Annotated in this window: 13 protein-coding genes; all 13 read right to left on the bottom strand. The window is 34.6% G+C overall.

Features of this window, described 5'->3' with window-relative positions; genetic code table 11:
- Nucleotides 1-41 precede the first annotated feature (41 nt).
- The 13 genes from EHE19_RS09680 to EHE19_RS09620 all read right to left on the bottom strand — a co-directional run bounded on the left by EHE19_RS09680 (nt 42) and on the right by EHE19_RS09620 (nt 22,981).
- Nucleotides 42-1,211 (bottom strand): transketolase C-terminal domain-containing protein, encoded by a 1,170-nt coding sequence (locus EHE19_RS09680; protein ID WP_137696131.1) that lies wholly within the window; start codon nt 1,209-1,211, stop codon nt 42-44.
- On the bottom strand, nt 1,204-1,500 hold the full coding sequence (locus EHE19_RS09675; protein ID WP_137696132.1) for a 4Fe-4S binding protein: 297 nt from the start codon (nt 1,498-1,500) through the stop codon (nt 1,204-1,206). The genes EHE19_RS09680 and EHE19_RS09675 overlap by 8 nt, the downstream gene beginning before the upstream one ends.
- On the bottom strand, nt 1,497-2,027 hold the full coding sequence (locus EHE19_RS09670) for a 2-oxoacid:acceptor oxidoreductase family protein (protein ID WP_137696133.1): 531 nt from the start codon (nt 2,025-2,027) through the stop codon (nt 1,497-1,499). The genes EHE19_RS09675 and EHE19_RS09670 overlap by 4 nt, the downstream gene beginning before the upstream one ends.
- Before the next feature lie 315 nt (nt 2,028-2,342).
- Complete coding sequence (locus EHE19_RS09665) at nt 2,343-3,500, bottom strand: pyridoxal phosphate-dependent aminotransferase (RefSeq protein WP_137696134.1); 1,158 nt, start codon at nt 3,498-3,500, stop codon at nt 2,343-2,345.
- Between the two features lie 55 nt (nt 3,501-3,555).
- A complete protein-coding gene (locus EHE19_RS09660) occupies nt 3,556-4,872 on the bottom strand; it encodes a phenylacetate--CoA ligase family protein (RefSeq protein WP_171003486.1) in 1,317 nt (438 codons plus the stop codon).
- Nucleotides 4,873-6,012: 1,140 nt separating this feature from the next.
- A complete protein-coding gene (folK, locus tag EHE19_RS20065) occupies nt 6,013-6,474 on the bottom strand; it encodes a 2-amino-4-hydroxy-6-hydroxymethyldihydropteridine diphosphokinase (RefSeq protein ID WP_137696136.1) in 462 nt (153 codons plus the stop codon).
- A complete protein-coding gene (gene folB, locus EHE19_RS20060; RefSeq protein WP_137696137.1) occupies nt 6,464-6,841 on the bottom strand; it encodes a dihydroneopterin aldolase in 378 nt (125 codons plus the stop codon). The genes folK and folB overlap by 11 nt, the downstream gene beginning before the upstream one ends.
- A gap of 2 nt (nt 6,842-6,843) precedes the next feature.
- The gene (gene folP / locus EHE19_RS09645; RefSeq protein WP_137696138.1) at nt 6,844-7,680 is read right to left on the bottom strand and encodes a dihydropteroate synthase; all 837 of its coding nucleotides are present in this window, start codon (nt 7,678-7,680) and stop codon (nt 6,844-6,846) included.
- Between the two features lie 47 nt (nt 7,681-7,727).
- Nucleotides 7,728-8,312, bottom strand: a complete 585-nt coding sequence (gene folE / locus EHE19_RS09640; RefSeq protein ID WP_137696139.1) for a GTP cyclohydrolase I FolE — start codon at nt 8,310-8,312, stop codon at nt 7,728-7,730.
- Nucleotides 8,313-8,825: 513 nt separating this feature from the next.
- Nucleotides 8,826-10,586 (bottom strand): hypothetical protein, encoded by a 1,761-nt coding sequence (locus EHE19_RS09635; protein WP_137696140.1) that lies wholly within the window; start codon nt 10,584-10,586, stop codon nt 8,826-8,828.
- A gap of 22 nt (nt 10,587-10,608) precedes the next feature.
- Nucleotides 10,609-15,501, bottom strand: a complete 4,893-nt coding sequence (locus EHE19_RS09630; protein ID WP_137696141.1) for a hypothetical protein — start codon at nt 15,499-15,501, stop codon at nt 10,609-10,611.
- A 122-nt stretch (nt 15,502-15,623) separates the two neighbouring features.
- Complete coding sequence (locus EHE19_RS09625) at nt 15,624-19,469, bottom strand: hypothetical protein (RefSeq protein ID WP_137696142.1); 3,846 nt, start codon at nt 19,467-19,469, stop codon at nt 15,624-15,626.
- A 2-nt stretch (nt 19,470-19,471) separates the two neighbouring features.
- Complete coding sequence (locus EHE19_RS09620; protein ID WP_137696143.1) at nt 19,472-22,981, bottom strand: DUF6603 domain-containing protein; 3,510 nt, start codon at nt 22,979-22,981, stop codon at nt 19,472-19,474.
- Nucleotides 22,982-23,157: the final 176 nt, after the last annotated feature.

Genomic DNA, 23,157 nt, shown 5'->3' with positions numbered 1-23,157 from the left:
TAATACGAATAATTTAAGAAATATAAACTTCACATTTTTAGCTAATCCGTAACACCTACAAAATTTAATGTTTGCACTTTTCTCCCAGAATCTATACTAATTAGTTCTCTAAATATATTCTCAATATCATTAAAGCTAATATTTTTACCGCCCAAACCAGCAATATAGTTAACCAACTCTATTCCTGCTGACTTTAGTGCATCTGCAACATTTGTATAAACTGTACCATGATATCCAAAGGAAATATCTTTTTCTAGAACACCAACTTTTTTTGCGTTTTTGCAAAGTTCAAGAATTTCTTTATCTGGAAAGGGGCGCATAAATCTTATTTTAACAACACCTACTTTAAGCCCCTCATTTCTAAGACTATCTACTACGTCCTTAACCAAGCCAGTTATGCTGCCTAAAGTTATTATTATAGTATCAGCATCCTCAGTTTTATAACCTACAGCTAAGCCTCCATAGCCTCTTCCTGTTATCTCTTTATATTGTTTATCCAACTCTGCTATAATTTCTTTGGCGTCCTCTATAGCTTGCTGTTGCTGAAATTTAAATTTTATATTATCTGCAGGACTTGAAGAAAAAAATAAGTTCTTTGGATTATTTAGATCCATTTTTCCTTCTAGGTTAAACTCAGGCAGAAACCTTGAAACCTGTTCTTCGGTAGGTACCTCTATTGCTTCAAAGGTATGTGTAAGTACAAATCCATCTAAATTTATCATCACTGGAGTTAGTACCTTATTATTCTCTGCTATTGCATAGGCTTGAATTATCATATCCAAGCTTTCCTGAGCATCCTCCACATAAGCTTGTATCCAGCCGCTGTCAAGCAAAGACAGCGAATCTCTTTGGTCTCCAAAAATGCTCCAAGGCAATGCTAACGCTCTGTTGGCATTCATCATAACTAGTGGTACTCTTCCTCCGCTTGCATAATGCATAACCTCTGCCATATACAGAAGACCTTGAGAGGACGTTGCTGTGAAAGTTCTGGCTCCTAGTACACTTGCTCCCATAACAGCAGCTAATGCAGAATGTTCAGACTCAACGTACATATACTGTGCATCTAGTTCACGCTTTTCAACCATTTCTGCTAATCTCTCAACAACTATCGTTTGTGGAGTTATAGGATATGCAGCTATGACTTTTGGCTTTGCAAGCTTTACAGCAAGCGCAACAGCTTCATCGCCAGAAACAAAAACCTTATTACCCATTAGCTGTAACCTCCTTCTCCATTATAATTGCAGCCCTCTTGCACTCTTTCGCACAGATACCGCAGCCCTTACAAAAGCGATAATCTATTTGTATCTGATTATTCTCTGAAAAAATAACTCCTTCTGGACATACTAAATAACAAAGCTTACAGTTATTACAAGCATCAGCACTTATAACTGGTTTTTCATTTCTCCAACCCTCCAAGGTTTCCGTTAAGTGCATTGCAGGACCATAAGTACCAACGGGAATTTCTCCGGAGAATTTTTTGTTTACAATTGCTCTAGTCATATCTTTACTCCTTCAATAGCTTCAAAAATGTTTTCTACAAGAGTTTTATTTTTTACAGCTAAACGCTGAGGCATATCGTAATCTATTGCAGAAAGCAGATTCTCACGGGAAACAATCTTTGTATTTGCCACTAATACCGCAAGCATTGCAGTATTTGATATTGGAGCACCTAGAAATTGTTCTGCTGCATTGTTAGCATTAAAGCCTATAATATTTTCTGACTCTATGTTCTGTGATGTATTAAGAATTATTTTTCCATTTGGCTTAAGCTTTGTAAGCAGTTTGTCAGTATATAAGCTGTCATCAAGTATTACAAAATAATCGCTTAATTCACTTTGACTTCTATCCCTGATGGGTTTATTATCAATTTTGGTATATGCAAATACTGGAGCACCGCGCCTCTCAGGTCCAAAGCTAGGAAAGCTTAGTGCATATTTGTTTTCATAGAGACTTACAGCTGCTCCTAAAATTCTAGAGGAAGTAAATGCCCCTTGCCCTCCTCTTCCTAAAAAAGTTATCTCAATCATTTTTTAATACTCCTTTTAATGCTAACAGATGGGCTTTGTTAGTTTACATAAACACAAGCTAGATATATTTAAATTAACTGCAATATATTATGAAATGGATAATCAAGAAAACATTAACATATGATACTTCGTTTGAATTACATACATCCAGCATTGATTCAACAGTCAATATGAATCAATATCAATAGAACTATATGATAATTTTCCAGTGTAGTATGGCAACATTTTTGTTTCTATACAACAACCTTGAGTACATCTAAATTTGTATGTTATTCTATAGATAATTTAAAATATATAAAAATAAATATTAAAAAATTAAAAATGTTTTCTTATATTTTGCAAACGCTCAAGTGCCTGTTCTAGAGTTTCTTTTTTCTTTGCAAAGTGGAACCTAATATAATTATTTATATTTTCTTTAAAAAAGCTGGAACCTGGAACACCTGCAACACCTACAGTTTTTGCTAATTTTTCAGCAAACTCGTTATCATTCTTTATACCAAATTCGCTTATGTCTACCATTACATAATAAGCACCTTCAGGTTTATGATATTTAAGACCTATTGCATCAAGTCCATTTAAAAATAGCTCTCTCTTTTGGGTATAAAGCTTATTTAATTCTATGTAATATTCATCTCCGAAGGAAAGTCCCGGTAAAACAGCTTTTTGCAATGGTGCCGCCGCACCTACAGTAAGAAAATCGTGTACTTTTTTACAGTTATCTATAATATTTTTGGCAGCTATAACATAGCCGAGTCTCCAACCTGTGATGGAATATGTTTTTGAAAGTGAACTGCAGGATATGGTTCTTTCAAACATACCCGGTAAGGAGGCAAAGTATATATGCTTGTTTGGTTCATATACAATATGTTCATATACTTCATCAGTTATTACAAAAGCATCATACTTTGTCACCAATTGAGCTATAAATGTAAGTTCTTCCTCTGTAAATACCTTTCCTATCGGATTGGAGGGATTGCATAATATTAATGCCTTAGCACCTTGTTTGAACGCTTCTTCAAGCTGTGCCTTGTCAAAGGTAAACTCAGGTGGATTTAATGGAACATATATTGGCTCCGCACCACAGAGAATTGTATCTGCTGCATAGTTTTCATAAAAGGGTGAAAATATAGCTACTTTTTCTCCTACTTCACAAACAGACATCATAGCAGTCATCATGGCTTCTGTGCTGCCACAGGTGACCACTATATTTTCATCTGGATTTATCTTAATATTCATAAATTTCTGCTGCTTCTGTGCCAGAGTTTCTCTAAAAAGCTTGGAACCCCAAGTGATTTCATACTGATGCGGTCCTTCTAAAGCAACCTTTTGAAGTTCTTCTATTAATTCCTTTGGCGGGTCAAAGTCTGGAAAACCCTGTGCAAGATTTATTGCACCATATTGATTTGCAATTCTTGTCATTTTTCTAATAATAGATTCTGTAAATCCGTCTAATCTGGTACTTAATTTTGGCATATATACAACCTTCCTCTGCATCCATAATTGGTACTATAAAATAATGAAATTGTGCTTACTTATTTTCTCTAATATCCACTATTCTTTTTGCTTTATGAGTAGCTCTTGGAAGTTCACCGTCATTAAGCAAAATAATTTCTTTAGGCTTTATTCCAAGATGTGTTTTAAGTTCTTTTGAAATAATGTCTATTAATTTCTCATTTTCAATTGTTGAAGTTTTACGTTTTTCAACCTCTACATTAAATTTAGTAATGTGATTATCAGTAAGTACTGTAATCCTATATTCGCCTGTTAAGTCCTCTATATTTCTGATTACTACTTCTATGTCACTTGGAAATACATTTACGCCACTGCAAATAAACATATCATCTACTCTTCCAACAATGTTAATTCTCTTGTGGGTACGTCCGCATCGGCACTTTTGATTGGTATATGTAACAATATCTCCAGTTTTAAATCTAATCATGGGCCTTGCTTCTTTTCTAAGTGTGGTAAGCAGCATTTCGCCTCTTTCACCTTCTGCAACAGGCTCTCCTGTCTTTTCGTCCACTACTTCAACTAATATATGATCTTCTGCAATATGAAGGCCGTCATGATATTCACATGCACCTGCGCAAGCTCCAAATATATCAGAAATACCATAGAAGTCATATACTGTAGCACCCCATAAATTTTCAATAGCTTCTCTAGTTGCTGGTATTGAACCACCGGGCTCTCCTGCTACAATAATTGTTCTTATTGCTAACTCTTTTTTAATATCTATACCTTTTTTAATTGCTGTTTCTCCAAGATACCATGCATATGATGGCGTTGTCCAAATTATATTTGGCTGATATTCCTTTAGAATAAATAGAAGTCTGTCAGCTGGAATTGTACCGGCCCAAATACAAAGCGCTCCTAAGTTTTGTGCTCCGATTACATCCGGCCCTCCAACAAATAATGAAAAGTTTAGTGCATGTATGTATCTATCCTTAGGCCTCATGCTTGCTGCCCAAAAAAGCCTGCTCTGTACATCCTGAAATTCATCAAAATCAATCTTGGTAAAAGGACTAGCTGTAGGTACTCCTGTTGAGCCACTGGATGAAGAAATAAAAACAACCTGTTCTTCATCTACTGTAACTAAATCACCAAGTATAGGTTTTTGGCTTTGTCTATCTCTTATAGTTTGTTTTGTTAATATCGGAAACTTTCTTATATCGTCAAGTGTTTTTATATCTTCTGGTGATAAACCAGATTCATCAAAGACTTCTCTGTAGTAAGTGGATTTTTCATATGCTAATTTAATCTGAGACTTTAGTTTTTCAAGCTGATATGCTTCTAATTCATCTCTTCCTATAGTTTCAATTTCTTCTGCCCAATATTTTTTCCCCATAATATTCCCCCATTTATTCTTCTTTGATAAAGAAGATTCATACATTTTTTATTTCATAGTATTTCTATGTGAATTGTATAGATTTACTTTATATAAATATACAGCTTAATTCTATACATGTCAATAGTAAAAATTAAAAATTTGATTCTAATGTTTTTGCAAAATTCAACATAATATTCAGTGATATGTTATAGATAGAAAACTTTGAGTTTAAGCAAGAGAAAATTTGATTGATTAAATAAAATAACTCGTTATGCTAGTTTATTTAGGAATGGGTTTTCAGAAAAATCATTTATTGCATTTATTGGTATGCAAGTACAACTTAGAGAAATGGGTTACTTGGTTAAAGATATTTATTTGAATTTGTAGGCGAAGAAAAGCTAATGTCTACTAACGAAACGAAGAACATGGATGCTGAATGTAGCTGTTGATATAATTAACTATCTCATAACTTATTTAATGATAAAACATTATATGTGCTGTTACCAAACAAACTTGCTGCATCCCGATGTTTTTTGCAAAAATAGTACGCGAGTGTAATATATATCTAGTTGCGATGCTCGGTTAGAAATTGAAGCTAGAAATAATAGGAACTGAGTTTGCAGATAAATTACTTATTGCATTTATTGGTATGCGAGTACAACTTAGAGAAATGGGTTACTTGGTTAAAGATATTTATTTGAATTTGTAGGCGAAGAATAGTTAATGTATACCAACGAAATGATGAAGCTTGGATGCTGAATGTAGCTGTTGATATAATTAACTATCTCATCACTTATTTAATGATAAAACATTATATGTGCTGTTACCAAACAAATTTGCCGCATCCCGATGTTTTTTGCAAAAATAGTACTAAGTAGTAATATATATCTAGTTGCGATGCTCGGTTAGTAGTTGAAGCTAGAAATAATAGGTGAAGAACAAGTATTACAGCCGACACAGCGAAAGTCAGTAGCTGTGAGTATTAATCCGAGACAAGGAAGTCGAGTTTAATACGGTCGGCGGAAGTGCTTGTTCTTCACCGTAATTATTTCAGCGTCAATTTCGTGAGCAAGCAATAGATATATATTGCACTGGAGTACTAATATACTACTGATATATTATTTCTTGTCTTGCAACAGACACTTTGTATGAATGAAGTTACAATGATATGTCTTCAATAGTTTTTTTCAATACTGGATGAAAGGCTTTTGGTGCAATTTCCTTTAGAGGCTTTAATACAAATTCTCTCTCATGCATTCTAGGATGCGGAATAACTAAATCCTCATGATTTAAAACTAAATCCTCATATAAGAGAATGTCCAAATCTATAGTCCGAGGACCCCAATGGATAATTCTTTCTCTTTTCAGCTTTTTCTCGATATCAGAGCATACCATAAGCAGCTTATGAGGAGATAATGTTGTTTTAACTTCAACAACTGCATTTAAAAAATCTGGCTGATCTGTATATCCAACAGGAGCTGTATTTAAATATGATGAGATTTTATTTACCTCAACCTCATCATTTTGCTTCAACATTTCTATAGCTTTATTTAGATTATCTTCACGATTACCTATATTTGACCCAAGAGCTATATAGGCAGTAGCAATTTTACCAGTCATTTCTGTCACCTCGTTTGCGCTCAAGCTCTACAGCAGCATATTTCAGATGCTGTCCCATTGGCGCCCACGGCTTTTTTAATAAAACCTTTACCGTTTGTGCATTTTTAAATCTTTTAAATATTCCTTCAATTACTTTATATGCAGCTGTCTCAATTAAATCATAGCTTTCCGACTGCAAAACAGCAACAGCTGTTTTACAAACTGCAGAGTAATTTATTGTGTCGTTAAGGTTATCGCTTCTAGCTGCATTTTCTAAATCAGCACCTATTTCAATAGAAAGAACAAACATTTGCCCCAATGCTTTTTCTTCATTAGCGACACCATGATAAGCATATATTTCAAGATCTTCAACAATTATCTTATCCATTATTAGGATTTCCTTTCTAAACAATCTATAATTTTTGATACACGAACATTTTCCTTAATATCATGCACTCTCACTATGTCACAACCCTTGATAATTCCAGCAGCAGTTATTGCAAGCGTTCCTTCCAGCCTGTCATTAACCTCTAAATCAAGAATCTTGCCAATGAAGGATTTTCTAGAGGCTCCAAGTAAAATTGGATAGCCTAGTCTTTTAAATGCATCTAATTGTCTCATAACCTCCAAATTCTGTTCAAAGGTTTTTGCAAATCCAATACCAGGATCAATAATTATATTTTCATCCTTGATTCCCGCTTTGTGCGCCAGTTCTATACTTTGAGTCAACTCTATGAGCATGTCCTCAATAAGGTTATGATATTCTGTACCAGTAGTTCTATTGTGCATGATACAGACAGGCACATTATATTTAGCTGCTACTGATGCCATTTGGTCATCATATTTTAAGCCCCATACATCATTAATCATATGGGCACCTGCATTTATAGCTGCTTCTGCTGTTTTGGCTCTGTATGTATCAACTGATATTGGAATATTTAGTTCTTTGCTTAGCAATTGAATAATTGGAATAACACGCTCAATTTCTTCCTGCTCTGAAATCACAGTACTGCCTGGTCTTGTTGATTCACCGCCTACATCAATAATGTCAGCACCTTCATCAACCATACGTATTGCCTGTTTTAAAGCAGTCTTTTCATTATTGAATTTACCACCATCTGAAAATGAGTCAGGTGTTACATTTAGTATACCCATTATGTAAGTGCGTTTACCCCACTCCCATACATTTTTTCCAATATTAATAAATCCTTTGTGCTTTACTGTCATTTAAGTTTCTCCTATATATTTCAAATCTTTTTAAATCTATTTCAACTCTATTTTAGCATCATAAACAATTTGCTATTTATACTGTCATCTGATTCAAACTTTCCACGCAAAGTAGTTGTTTTAGTAACTGCTTTAGTGTTTTTTATTCCTCTAGCAGTCATGCATGCATGTTGTCCCTCAATTATAACTGCAACATCCTCCGAGCCAGTAACCTTCTGCATTATTTCAGCTATATCAGAGCCTATTCGTTCTTGAAGCTGCAGGCGTCTTGATACCATGTCAGCAATTCGTGCTATTTTACTTAGTCCGATAATTTTCTTATTGGGGATATATGCAATAGTAGCCTTCATATTGTACATCAATGCCAAATGGTGCTCGCAATAGCTAAATATCTCAATATCCTTCATAATAACCATTTCCTTATTATCCTCAGGTATTTCTAAATCTTCTTCAAAGGTTTTATTAAACATTTCTGCAATTTCATTATTGGTATATCCTATGCCTTCGAATATTTCTTCGTACATTTTAGCTACACGAGCAGGGGTATCCACAAGCCCCTCTCTATTTGGGTTTTCGCCAATTGCCAACAATATACCTCTAATATGTTCTTCAATTTTTGCTCTATCTATCATTAGTATATTATACCCCTCTCATACTTGGATGTCAGATAATTTTATGTATCTTCGGCTTCAATCTGACTCCATTTATTTTATTTTGCTTCAAAAACTGTAATAAAGTCTTCAATATAGTCTGCATTTTTATTTTATCAAAAACAACACTAAAATGTACTGAACATTTATCTATTAAATAATATTTGTAGATTAGACTTATGGCTGTTTCAGGCATCTTAAATCACCAACAGCAATTTTTTTAACTCAAGCTTACAAGTAGTTCTCACTCAAAAAAAAAGAACCCCTCGGCTCTACTATAAACAACATTTTAAAATAGAATAAATAAACTGCCCCATTAAATTCCGACAATACTATTAAAATTAGTTTTGTTTATAGACAGGACTTCGCGAACTGTCTTATTTAGTTGTAATTCAACTAATTTTTATATTAGACTCTATAATTACTTGAATACTATATCATTTTTTTTAATTGTTTACAATACTGTGCTGATAACAAAAATAAAGAAAAGGCTGATTATTCAGCCTTATCATATTCTAATCCGCTTGAGCCTTCACCTCTGCCTGTCTTCTTTTGCTTAATTCTGCATAAAAGAGTTTTACCGTCATCACACCGTGTCACCATATAATTTCTTGTAACTTCAATGCCTTCTGCTGGTATTTCTTCCTGCGAAATATTAATGTCATCAGAAGAATTCAAAATTTCTCCAAAAGGCTTTAAATCTGAAGACATCAAGAGCATTTGATAAATGTGTTCTGGCTTTGATGCAGGTGTAATAGGTGCCTTAGGAACCAATGGGAAAAAGTGCTGCGGTATTTCACTAACTAATTTATATTCAAGCAGTTTTTCTGTATATGAATTGCTATTGTGCTTGTCTTTATCAGTAACGGCTTTGCTCTTATTTGAAGTATAGTTTCTATTTCTGTCAAACTTACGCCCATCAGAACTTTCAACATGTTTTTCTACAGCCCATGCCATATTTGCCATTTCATCTCTGAAGAATTCCACCTGCTCTATTGCTTCACTCTTATCAATATTTGCTCTTGGGTATAGTAACAACCCCTGATATGTTTTTTTATTATTTGAATAGCTTTGGTTGAAAAGACACCAATCATTTAAATCACCACTTGAAGAACCACTTACAGGGAAAATTTCCTGTTCTTCTCCAAAAGTATTTTTAACTTTGAAATTTTTGATTGTATAAATAGCACCAATAGGAAGTTCCATAGGAATCAAATACCAATCGTTTCCATATGCACATGCAAACTCTACAACTAACATTCTGGCAATATCATTTTTCTCACAATCAATTTGTGCAAAATTCACCTGTGCATCCTCGAACTCCCACCAACGAGAACATGGCATACCTTGATATGTAAGCATGGTAGGTAATCCTTGATGACTTTTTTTATAGCTATCATCCATTCCAATAAGCTTTGGCATGTTAATCTGAAGCTTTTTATATTCTGTATTGGAATCATCAATATCCATGCTGTACCAATCAAGTTGACTGCCGTTCCATTCGTCAGCCTTAAATATTATAGATGTTCCCTTTATATCTCTAGCTTCAGCTTTAAAGCTGTATTCCATTCTCTCATTATCCCATGAATCCTCTTGATCTGATGAATAATACATAAATGAATCAAACCATTCTATCCATTCACAAGCAACCTTCACAAAAGCATCTGCTTCATTTGATGGTATATTTAATTTTGAATCTGGAGTTTTATTTCGTTGTGTATTTCGCAGCATTTCTTCAAGTGTTTTATAACCGGACTTATCTAATGAAAATACATTAGGCAAACCAAGCATCCTATCTGAACATCCTTCAAGCAAATCAAGCAAATATTCTCCAGTACTATCAATGATATCATTTTCATTTCTTTTCAGAGGAAACTCATTAACAATATTTTCAATAACCTTATTGCTTATATTATTTTCATAACATATATTAAGAAACTCCATTCCTGCTTCAGCTACTTCAAAGGGCAATAATTCACCCTTTTGCTCCGCTCCAGCCAAATTCTCCAAAGGAACTCCTTTGATTTCTATATAGTTTCCATTTTTTGTCTGAAACGTAACTAAAGGAGCTGCATTTACCTCAATAGATACATCAATAGGAGTTCCGGCATCTTCTCCGTGAAATTCACCAATCTGCCATTGTCTTGCAATCATCCAAGCTGGATCATATACACAAGCCTCCAAAGAGGGGGTCATATTATCGCTTAATGGGTTTGGCTCAAGCCTTGTCCATGTTGTAATTGAAGGGTTTGGCATTATTATCATCCTTTCTTGCCATTTATTCCATCGGGAAAAGTTCTGTTGATACTGTATCTTTATTTAAATTATTTGTCAGGTATATTGCTGGCAATATCTGCCCCAAATCATTTAATTCATTTCTCCCTACTGAACGGATTTTCGCTAGTTCAAGTGTTTCATGCAATACCATTTCCAGCATATCGGTAGTCCATTTCTTATCATTAATATCAGGCTGAACTGCTATTAAAATTGTCTGAGGAGGCTCTGAACCAGGGCTATCATAATGAAATGCAATTCCTGTTGTCTCCTCTTTGTTTGGAATAGTCTCATTCCATTCATCTATAACAAATCCTGAAACAGAATTATAGTCCTCTTGTAATTTTTCTCCGAATATTACAAGATTTAAGCGAGATCCATCTATTCCATTTTCATTTAATGTATTACCTACCCATTTCTCATTTTGAATTACGGGTAATTGTATAGCTGAAAAAGAATTCATTATATTAATTCTTAATGCAGAACCTGCTAAAAGGTATCTATTAAAGACTGCCGCACCTCCGTGAACTCTAGACATATTGCCAAACCATCTTCTTACAGCAGATGAGGTTGCAATTTTTCGACCATTATAAACTGCTTCATTGAAGGTATCAGCATTCAATATATTGAATCTCGGTGTTACTAAAAACTCTCCGCCGAATACTGTTCTTATAATTTCAATATTATATTTATTAATATCACTAATATTATTTTCTTGTGCTGCTCCGTTGGATATACCTGATTCACTATTAATCAGACTATCTAATTCTTTAATACGTTTTTTAATTTCGGCTTCTACAGGATATGCACTTTCCTTTGTATTTTTAACCGCAGCTTCAGCAGCTCCGTTTATGCCTAATTCTGAAGCTTCAGTAAACAGCATATAGGCTTCTTCCGTTGAAACAATCTCATCCGAAGTAATGTATTGAGATATTCTGTCATGTAATCTTCTTAACAGGTTATTTGCTGACTGAGCAGAAGCAGTCAAATTCATATCCTCCACCTGTTCTATATATCCTGCTTCTGGTGATACAAAATCATCGGGAGTTAATGCCCTTGATTTTCCTAAAACCTGCCTAACTAAAGCGCAAACTCTCATAAACTCTGGAACTGTGATCTCATCTGGCGAAAAACTTTTATTTACTGCGTATTCTACCTCAGCTGAAAAATCAAGAGGTATATTGTTCTTTTTACATGCCGCAGCAATAATTGATAATTTGATAATTAAAGGAATTACATCACTTCCTGTCCTAGCTTCATAAACATAATCAAGAGCACAAAGTTCACATTCACTTAAATAAATATCAGTGTCTATCATAAGCTCTTCACCTTTATTTATTTTTCCATTTTTATTTATCTTTACTTTGCATCTTACTTTTTTAGGTGATGGCAGCAATTTTTGAACCTGTGCTTCTAGTTCCTGAGAGTGTACTGCTCTATGCCTTCCAGATGTATTCCACAAACCTGATATCTCAAAGCCACAAGCTTTCAATGCTATAATCCTGTGAGATATGTTTTTACCTGTCCTTGGTGTTTTTGTAAACTCTAGTTGTGGTATTGGGCCTTCCCCTTTAGAAAGCATATTTAATATAGCTGATGCTCTCTCTGGATTACCATTTACCGTGTGATGAACACTTTCGGCAATAAGAGCATCAGAAACACAGTCAAATGCATCTTCTAAAGCATCTAACGCAGCAACTACAAGGTTATACTTTGCTAGAGAGTTATGCTTTATATTATCGAGTAAATCTATAATTGCAGGATTGCTTGAATTGTCCTTCCACATTTCATGAAGCTTCAATCCATCCAAAGTATTAGGCTTTGATAATACATAGCTGTTTGCACCACTTGCATCATCACTGCTTTCAATAACCTCAGCTTCTAGCGGCGCGATCACTCTAAAATCATCAATGTACTCATCTGCCTGTCCTTTATGAAGTTCCTTTTCGAATAAGTATCCTAATAGACTAGAAAGTGTTTGCCCCTGTCTCATACCGTCTAAAAGCCATTCTGCTTTTCTTACTCTAGAAGAAGATAGATTTATTGCACAAGAGTTACCATTATCGCTTGCATGCGCCAGATATGCACTTCTTAACACTCCTGCTGTTATAGCCTGCCTTATAGAAGGAGCATGTATGAATCCATCTTGTGTTTTATTCATATTTGTATTGCTTTGCGCATTAGAATGTTCTCCTTCCTGTGCTTTTAAATCCTCTACCCATCCAAAGCCTCCAATCAGTGTTCCTTCTATTCCTCTGTCTCTTATTTCCGACAAGCGGCGTGTAGCAAAAGATGTAATCCATGCATCAAGTCGGTGAGAAGCAGAGTCAAGGGTTTGTCTTACGAGGCGATCTATCTGTTGATAAGAAGCATCTTTTATGGTTTCAACTGCCTCCATAAACTTTCTCAAACCATATAGAGGTGAATCCTCACTGCAATTTTTATAATTTTTTTCTATATATGTACCTACAGTTATTGTATTTGCTCTTATAGGACGATTTGTATTTATTACCGTATTTTCTATAGTAATTCTTCTATTAAAAAGTTCCCATACAATGCGTGATGGTTCACTACTGTCTTCAATCTTCATATTAATAAGGTCTGCATCAAGATGTTCCCAATCCTTTAGCTTGTTATTATCTTTAAGAATACTAATAGCAGCATCAACAAGCTCTCTTAAGCAGCTGTGACGCAATAGTAAATACAAAAGAGACTTGGAATTTTTTAAGTTATCAGGCATATGTTCATCATCATTTTTAAGTGCCTCTAACAATGTTACATTTTTTGAGCCTACAAACCAATCAAGAATTTCTTTGTCCTTTTCCCCAATTAATGGTATCGATACAGTTAAAATATCCTTTGTACCTACAAATGAATTTATTCTTGGTAGCCACGAAATCCCTAAAGCATCTAAAATCACTTTATTTGAAGCATTCAGTGTCATTTCCCAGTTACCGCTGACTTCCTTATTAGTTATACGAAGAATACTTTTAACAAATTCATAACTAAGCCTCATTGAAGCATCAAACTCTTGACTTAAAGGACTTGTCATTAATATTGTAAGTAAATCAGACAATTCCTTGTTTTCAGTTTCATTTTCATTACAGCCTATTCTTGGAACATTTGACACAGAGGGAAGCCATACTTTGCTTTTTAGTACATTAATTGCCTTTACTAATTTCTCTAGATTATTCTCATTTTCACTAGGCTTCCAATTATCTAATGACATTACAGGTAATACTCCATATGGCTGATTTGCAATTCTGATAGCAGGAAGAGGCCCTCCAGGTCGAACATATTTAGTAAAGTGTTTTCTTCCTACTTTAATTGAATCAGCCGAGTAACTAAGAGCACGTTCTCCAGCATACCAATCATTTTCTGGAGAATCATCCATTTTTATAGAATTTCTCCACTCCCATCTTAAATATGCATATTTGGAAACCCTATCGAGATAAAGCTGCTTCTCTGCCCGTATCCAGTCTGAATCACGATCTCCAATAATACTTCCTCTTTCTTTCCATTTTATGTATGCCTTAAAATTTATGGTCTGAATAATTTCTCTCCTTAAAGCTTCTACATTTATGTTAATATAAGGATTGGCTTGTTTTCTAGCATAAACCCACTGCTGCAAAAATGTATCCCAACTTTCATATCCTTTCTGAATATTTTCAGCTTTTTTAAGAGCCTCTTCTCTAGTATACGTTTTCTTATCTATATATTTATAAATTTGTTCATTATACACTACTTCTGCAATAGCTTCAAGTTCAGACTTCAGCCAATCTTCTCTTTTCAATCGTTCTCTTTCTAAATAGTTAAAATATGCTCTTTCTTCAATTTTCGAATAGCTGCAAGTATTACTTGCATATTCTCCCTCTGATTCAACAAGCATTTGTGATAAAAAGTAACCCCAAGTAGAAGCCCATAGCCCTTCATTTACAGCTTCAGAAAATAATTCCTCTCTGCAATGTCTGTTAGCAGCATAAACAAACGAGTTAACTTTTTCATCAAATTGTCCTGTTTGTGATAAGCTTATACCCATATATTTTGCAGTTCTTGAAGCAGAAGATTTTTCATCAGAATTAAAATCATCCTGTTCAAAAATTGAATAGCCTGAAATGTATTGCGGATCACTTTTGTCATAGCCACTAAAGGTATTTTCAGTATTATTGGTAGGAGTACCCGGTTCAATATATCCAAAGCCATCAGTATAATAGTGAGCATTTAGTACTTCTTTCAGTTCCTCTGCTCCACTTGCACCATTTTGATTTTCTTTAATTCCATAAACTAATAGTCTGTCAATCCCATTAGTTTTCATTTCAGAAGACAACGGAAGCTTGATTGCCATACCTGCATCAAGTGCCTTATTAAAGTCAATAAGCCAATCAATTTCTGTTTTAGTACTTAACGGGTCTATTGAGATAGGCAGAGGCGTAATTATGTTTTTACCCACCGCAGTAATTTTCTGATTTCCAAGTATAGCAACTGCTCTCCATTTAGTAGGCAGTAATCTTACTAACGCTGGCCTTGTCCATGAACTATCCTTTAATTCAACATTTGGAAATTCAATAGCATTGTTAAGATTAGGTTTCATTATTCGTGCTACCCATGATGCTCTCTCTGCTCCTAATGTGCTAACAAGCTGATTCCATAAGTCATCTTTTATATTCACATTATTTTCAGCATTCAACAATTGGGTCCAGAATTGCTTACCCATTTCTTTTTCAAATTCTGTTAGCTCTTTTTCATGGCTGTCAATATGAATAATGTCCGGATAAATGCGAATATGTAATTCATCAGGTTTAGTTCCTTCTTTTCTTTTATAGGGATAAAACCTTGTTTCAAGTCTTATCGGAAAAAATGTAATGGGAGAAATTCCCGAAAATAGTATCTCACTCATTTTTAGCCTCCGTCTAATTCATATAACTAAATAATTCATATTTCCCACTTGAATATTTTATCTTATCGTTGTTCAATCTTATAAATGGTTTATCAATGGTTTGTTTCTAACAATAATTATGTTTACGGTTTTTCCATCAATTTCGTAGCATGTATTGCCACCTGAACAGGTCTCTGTAATAAAATATGTGCTAGATGTGCTGAACTGAATGCCCATCTGTGTGTTGAACTTTTTCCTAATGTGTCAGGCAGCTGCTTACCGCTGAGACTTGAATCTTCTCCGAAATCTATATAATTATTTTTTGTGTCAATCATTGACCATTCTAAATCTTCCCATTTTGTTAATTGATCTATATTCACTGGTTCATTATCTTGATTACTTTCATTTGCGCCAAAACGAGGAGCAGTTGGATGCTCTTGAAAAATAAAATACCAGCCATCATATTGTGAATTGCCATATACTTCTTCAGGTGTTTTGGTAAAAGCAAAGAAATATATATCAGGATCAATTTTACTGCTGAAAATAGGGAATTCTTTCTTTTTCTCAGTGTCAATAGTTCTTTTGCCACCTGATTCTTTTGCCGGAAGAGCATAAAGCATAACATTTGGCAATCGTCTTAATAGCTCACCGCGTATAGTGAGAAATAGACCTATATTGTCATTTATAAGATTATCTCCTAGCTTTTTAGTTTTCTTCCATTTGTTAATAGGAGCTATATCAGGCAATATATTGCCGTCTTCCGATCGGTTATCCCAGAATCTATTAAAATAAGTAGCTGAAAAATCAGCAGGATAGTTTCTCCAAAGAAACTCATTACTCATTTCGTTGTTCATTCCTATTAAAAATGCTTCAATAAACTTTTTATTGGGTTTAAGTACTGTAACACTATTATCGGGAATTGATTTAGCTCCTATTAAGAAATTCTCAGGATTCATACTCCTAAGCAGCTCATTGACAGGCTGAGTAAATCTAGGTACTACAGCAATTGGCTGCAATCTCTCGTTCACATTGCTCGATATTGAATCAGGCAGCTCAAGAGTTTCACCTATTTTTTGAACAATGGCTTTTTGTGGATTAATTTCCTTGCGTATTTCTTCAGCAATGTTATCAATATCTAAGGCTCCTATTGAAGTTTTTTTATTATACATAAAAATATTATTAAGTCTATTTTGTGTTTCCTCTACTTGATCTAAGAATTGTTTAGTAAACTGCTGAAGCTTTTCTGCACTATCCTTATCTGATATACCTAATATAACCGAAAGTGGTGTACCTGTATTTTCTTTTCCTTCTGTTAATACAGGAACAGGCTTACCCCATTCTAACACATTACCTTCATCATCGACATTATAAGCTAATCTATAGAAACATTTACTAGCCTCGCCGTCTTTTATAGAATAAACAAATAGTAAATCTGGATTGGTTGATTTCCTAAAGTCGCAGGCAGTTATTACTCCTGACACATATCCTTCCGGTATTATCCATTGAGATGATTCACGTTTCTTTACAACATTGCAGTTTTCATCTAACGTAACAATTAATAGCTTTTTTCCAGTCAATATATATATATGGTTGTTATATGCATCCATGCTTATGTCTTTATCACAATCATATCCAATAGGTATATGTTTCCATCCATTACGCACTTTTCCTTTATTATCAACATTAAGTCCTATTGTTATTCCTATTTTTTTACAATTACGTGATTTAGCTACAAAGATAATATTATACTCGTTTTTTACATACATAACTGACACACAGGGCCTACTCATATCATATATAGAACTGTTATTAGAGTAGTAATTTTCTTGAGCAAATATATAACTCATATACTCAATATCATACCAATCTTTTGAATTACTTGGATAATAGTGGCTCATTGGAACTGTTTCACATATATATCCTTTATTCCATGTGTAATAGCCATTTAGAATGTAATACTCTTTATAACTATCTGAAGTTACACTGAGTCGGAAAAGTGCATTTATTGTTATGTATTCTCCGTTTATTTTTTTATATGTTACTGCTCTGCTGTCATACAGGATATTTTTAGACCCCGCATAGGCATGTTCAAAAAATTGTATCCAATTTGTGCCTGACAAATAACCGTACATGTTTTCATTCATATTAAAGCTTGCGCTAAAGTTTAGATGATGCTTTGCGTCAATAGCTACACATGTTCCTTTTATTATCCTTCCTGATTTAAAGCCTATAATTACATCAGATACAAACTCATTTTTCAATTGTTTTCCTTTATTATTTTCTATATTTAATTGTTTAGCTACTGTATTTTCTATTTGAGGAACAAAAGACACCATTGAAATAGCATTTCCAGAAAGTTCTTCAATGTTAATACTTCCTAATATCGGCTTCTTTTCAAATATCAAAGCAAAATTACCCTTAGCAAGCTTCTCTGAAGTATATTCCAAAGGATTTACTTTTTTTATTAACTTTTTATTTTTAATTCTCTTAGAAATTTTTCCACTTGGTCTTGCAAGCTTGCGATACTGAAGTGACATAACTCCTTCTAGCGTCATATTAGTATAAAGTTCCTTAAGACCCTTTGCTATTGTGCTTTCAGGTTTACTCTTATACAGCATAGCCGTATGTGCTGAAGCAGTCAGGCTGATAAGACTGCTGTTTGAAAGAGCGGCATTGCTGCCGTTTTCCCCAATTCTCTTTTTGTAAATATTATGACTTGTTTTTAGTGCCAGCTGTCCCTGTCTCAATGACTGATTCACTTCTTTTATTTGCGCTGCCTGTTCCCATGCTGATGCCATTAATTCTTCCTGATTTTCTTTTATAACCTGAGTGCCGAGAGAAGCGGCAATGCGGTACCTAGGATCTAAATTAAGCTCCTTAAGCCAAGCGGGTACTCCTGTTTGATTTAAATTACCAGAAAATTCAGTATTTACTGAGCCATAAGCAGGCAAAGGCAGCACCCCAGGCTTTTTTTCAAGCCTATCTGCAAGCTTGTCCGTAAATCTTTTTTTATCTGTTGTACTCAAGCTCCATGTACCAGTTGTTAAATTAGCGTCTACAACCGCTCCTTCAAGATTTATAGTCCATTTATCTTTAGAACTTCCTGAGGCAGCTGCATTCATATTTTCTGCTTCGTCAAATATACTAAGCTTACAAATTCCATTATTAGACTGGTGAGAAGGTTCAAGAAGCTCAGCTAGATACTGAAAATCTCCATGTTTACCTGTTGAAAATCTCCAGCTTGTATAAATAGGTAATTCAACCTCTGTTTTAGAACTATCCCATGCAAAATTCGTTTTATTACTGTTTTCAAGCTCCATTCCCAGACCTGCAATGCGTCCTGCTTCAAATACTGGTACAACAAAGGCTTGATAAAGCTTTTCGGGTTTTAGTCTAATTGGAGAAATAAGTCTTGACAGGTTTCTATCAGGCTTATTTTTTATTATATCTTCAATAGACTCGTCCGCACTATTTATGACAACCTGAGTATGAGCCCAAAGCCATGACCATTCTAATAAAGGCAGTTCATTTACTGGAAGAACAACAGAGGACAGCGGTTTCTTAAAACCAGGAGGAGATATAGTAAATCTATCAGGTTCTTCAATAGTTATGAGACATAACCAAGGATAAAGCCCTCTTTTATTCAACCCATTCTCTGTGCCACCTCTCTGTGGTCCAGTTGTTGAAAGCAACCACGGCAACTCAGGAGAATCAAAATCTATGGACGGAATATAATTAGGAGATACCTCAATTGCATTTTCACATGGCTCTTTTCTGATTATTTGCTCAATATCAAAACCAGTAATATCGCCAGGACCATGAATATAAGCCGTAATTGATTTGCTTTTCCCTGTATTAAGCTGAATATTAATTGGTAAGCTTGTATTAAGAGGAAATTCATTTCCCCCAAGTATATTATTGTTTGTTTCGTTTTTATTTAATTCACCGCCAAGCCCTGTACGAACCCAGCTCAAAAATGCAAGCCCCATATTTATCCCTCCATAACAGTGAGTATATGAGCCTTCTTTACAGAAGCTCTTTTTATTTGTGTCGCTTTTGAAAAGCTGTTAGTAATTTGGCTACTAGTAATTTGTAAGTTGTTGGTTTCAGATTCTTTCTTGTTATCATAAGCTTCAATAACGGAATAGCTATATCTTTTAGTCTTTATTAATAATTCAGGTTCCTTGAAATACTTAAGCTCCTTGTTTTTCAAGTTAGCTAAACCAGCAGGACCTGAAGGTGCTGCAGCTGTTATTTCCTCTGATGACATATGCACTTTTTTTGCAGGCTCAGCATCCTTATTATCTGCAAATATAGTCTCATATTCAAAATCAGTAATATCAAATTGTTCGTCATAATCCACACAGTCAAAATCAATTTCAACACCGCTATCATAGTTTTCAAAAGCTGGTGAAGTCAATTTTTCTGATTCAGACATAACCATAAATTGTGCGGGTGCAAAAGCACTTTGTATTTTCCTAAAGCTGTATGAAGTACTACTATTCCCAACAGTTATACTAGATATATTAAATAGGTTATTTCCCTCAACAGACGAACTTCCGAAAAGCTCTAGTTCAAAATCCAAAGGTACCCGAGTTTGTACAAACTTTAAACCACCAAGCGGATGAACGCGAATTTCTCCTTCTTTTGAATCAGCTGCTTCCTTTAAGGAAATAATGGACAAACCATCAGGTGGTTGAGCTGACCAATTCTGTATGTAAACAATTTCTCTTTCAAGTATTTCTTCAACATTTACTGGCTTTGGCAGCTCAGCTGGTCTTGCTGAACCAATTGTAAAATCCACATTAAAGGTATGGGATACACACAACAATGAGAATTTTGCTTGTCCTTTTATATGCCAAGGCCTAGGTCCACTAAGATGAGCAGCCAGAGTTACTGCACATATACTTTTGCCAGAGCACTTTATTGATACAGAGCTTTTAAAATCAACAGAAAGACCAAAGGGATTAAAATAAATGAGTGTGTCAAAAGCAAGCATACCTTCTGCGCTAAAGCACCCTACTTTAGCATAAAAATCAACATGAGAACCAAATTGAATAGAATTTGTGGTTAATGCAAAGTAAGATTCCATTCTGAGCCGTGCGTCTTTACAGAAGTCAATTGATAAGGTAAGCCTTTTTAAATCAGGGAAACCAATGGGAGGAGTAAACGCAGGGTGAAAGCCACCTATAGATAACACAAAGTCAGGATTGCCCTTCCAGTTTGCCCTAAGTGCCATCTCACCTGAAATCATTATTTTTGCTATGTATGAATCATATAAAACAGCGTCAATAGAAACCATCCCTTTTTCAAATGACACTATTCCCACAGAGTCAAGCTGTATTGAAATAACAGCATCCGTCTCACTTGGCAAAGCAAGCTTCATCCTTCCAAGTATGGCTATTTTATCAAATGAAGGTAATTCTACAAGTATACTTAAATCTAATTTTAAAATAGGTGTTGGAACTCCCCAGCCTATTCGAACCATAGGTGCAATCAGAAAGCAATCTTCTTTTGGGGGGAATATTTTACTGAGTGATTGTACTAATTGGTTAGCATTTCCCACAGGATCAGCAGGAAACATTATATTATCAAGGGCTTTATTCCTGACTCCATCTCTTAGCTCATCAATATCTACAGTCCTATTTAACCCCAGCAATCCTCCAATTCCCATAAGTGAAAAACCATACCCTAACTGAATTGGAGGAATTTCGGCACATATTATTATGAGCAGACTGAAGCCACCACCAAGAGGCTTTCCTTCAGAATCTTTCGTATCCAGAAGGCCGATGGCTGCCAAAGAAATATTCTTTACTTTGAGCTGCAATGCTCCAAAATACCTTCCCTTATCCACATCAATTTGCAGAAAACCTCCGCCACTGACAAGGGATGTTTTAACGGCAAGACCAAAGCCATCAGGTGGTTTAAAACCGAATCCAATATCTGCTCCTCCTAATAGACCTGATTTGCCAAGTTTAAGCCAAGTCTGTATTCCAATATCAGTTATACTGATACTTAATGGCCCCATGCTTGCCCCACCTGAAATAGAAGCAATCAAATTGATTTTGTCATTATTAAATTTTAACTTAAATTTCAAGATATCCAAAAGTAGAGGACCTATTTCTTTATTTAAGTATATTGAATACTCCAGTCCTCCTCCTGAACCAGTCCCTGATTTTATATAAAATCCTTTATTGATTGAAAATCCAAGCTTTATACTAAATCCCTGTTCTATTGTAATATTAGGCAACAGCTTTTGAATAAAGCCATCACCATCTCCAGTCTTTATAACAAGCAATATTTCTCCTATTTCAAATTCAATACCAAAGTCCTGTACATTGTCTTTGTTTTCTCCAAAGAGAATAATTCCTAATTTATTTATACTTAATTTGCTTGAATCTGCATAACCTAAAAGCACTATTTCATTACTGGTAGTTTCCTTCTGGCTTATTTTCAACTTTAAATTAAAATCTACTGATTCAAGAGGATTTTTAAATAAATCTGATATGAATTCAATATTACAAGCAGGCCTTAATATTATCCCTAAGCCGTTATCCAATCCTCCATTTGCATTAAGCTCCAATTGGAGACTGTCACTAATATCCGACTTTGCCTGTACTTCACCAAATATATAAGGCAAAATAGCCATCCCATCAGATATACTGTTCTTTACTATTGGTGATATACTTATGCCTGCTTCACTGTATGTATCTGGCCAATTACCTGCCTGAAGCAAAGGAATTCTTAATTCCTTTACCAATTCATCTGTTTGCATCCCTGTCAAACTGGCTGTTATTTGCTTATCCTGAGTATATATTCCACCAGGCAGTAAATAAGCTCTCATAATTTGTAAAACTCTTTCAAATAATAACTGGAAGTATATATTTTCTCCCTGCTTCCAATTATATTCCTGTCTAATAATTGCTGCAGGATCAGAAAAAACCATAGAAACATATTGCCATGAAACTCTGCTTATCTTAACTTTTTCAGAAGTTTTTTCTCCTGTAAGCGATATATAATTTTCTTCAACAGTGGTTGTAATTCCAACAAGATTTAAAATTGAGTAAAGCTTGGTGTGATTTGAGGATAAATATGTACACAACAAGTAATCCAGCAAACGCCTTGGTAACTCCTCTGCAATATTAAGCAGTGTTTCTGTGTTTTTTACAGCATTTGAATAAACTCTTAAAATTGATTCTTTTAAGCTAAGAATATTTTTTACAATTTCAGTAACTTTTTCAGCCAGAAAAGCAATTTTAACTATTTTATCTGCAGTACTGCTTGCTTGTATAGCTTCGGTTGCAGCTTGAGGAAGCTTTTCAACATTTGAGGCTATAGATGAAAAGCTTGAGCCAATTTCCTCAGCCTCATCAAAAACATATCCCAGCTTGTTAATCAGTTTATTTGCACTATACTTTGAATCAATATGCAAAAGGGGCAACAACACTTTATGCATCTCAAGAATTGCTTTTTCAAAAACAGATTGTGTTTTATCCTGCACTTTTTACACCCCACTTCGTTTTATAGACTAACCAGTATACCTTTTAATAGTACCTTGTGAATCACATAAGCTAAAACTGTATTTAGACATTTGTTTTATCAACTATCAATTGATACTTGTCTAGTACCTTTAGACTTATGTGCAAAAGGTTATTATTGCAATTAAAAAATATTTTT

The organism is Ruminiclostridium herbifermentans (assembly GCF_005473905.2).
GTDB classification, from domain to species: Bacteria; Bacillota; Clostridia; order Acetivibrionales; family DSM-1351; genus Ruminiclostridium; species Ruminiclostridium herbifermentans.
This window is presented reverse-complemented; position numbering and strand designations above follow the sequence as displayed.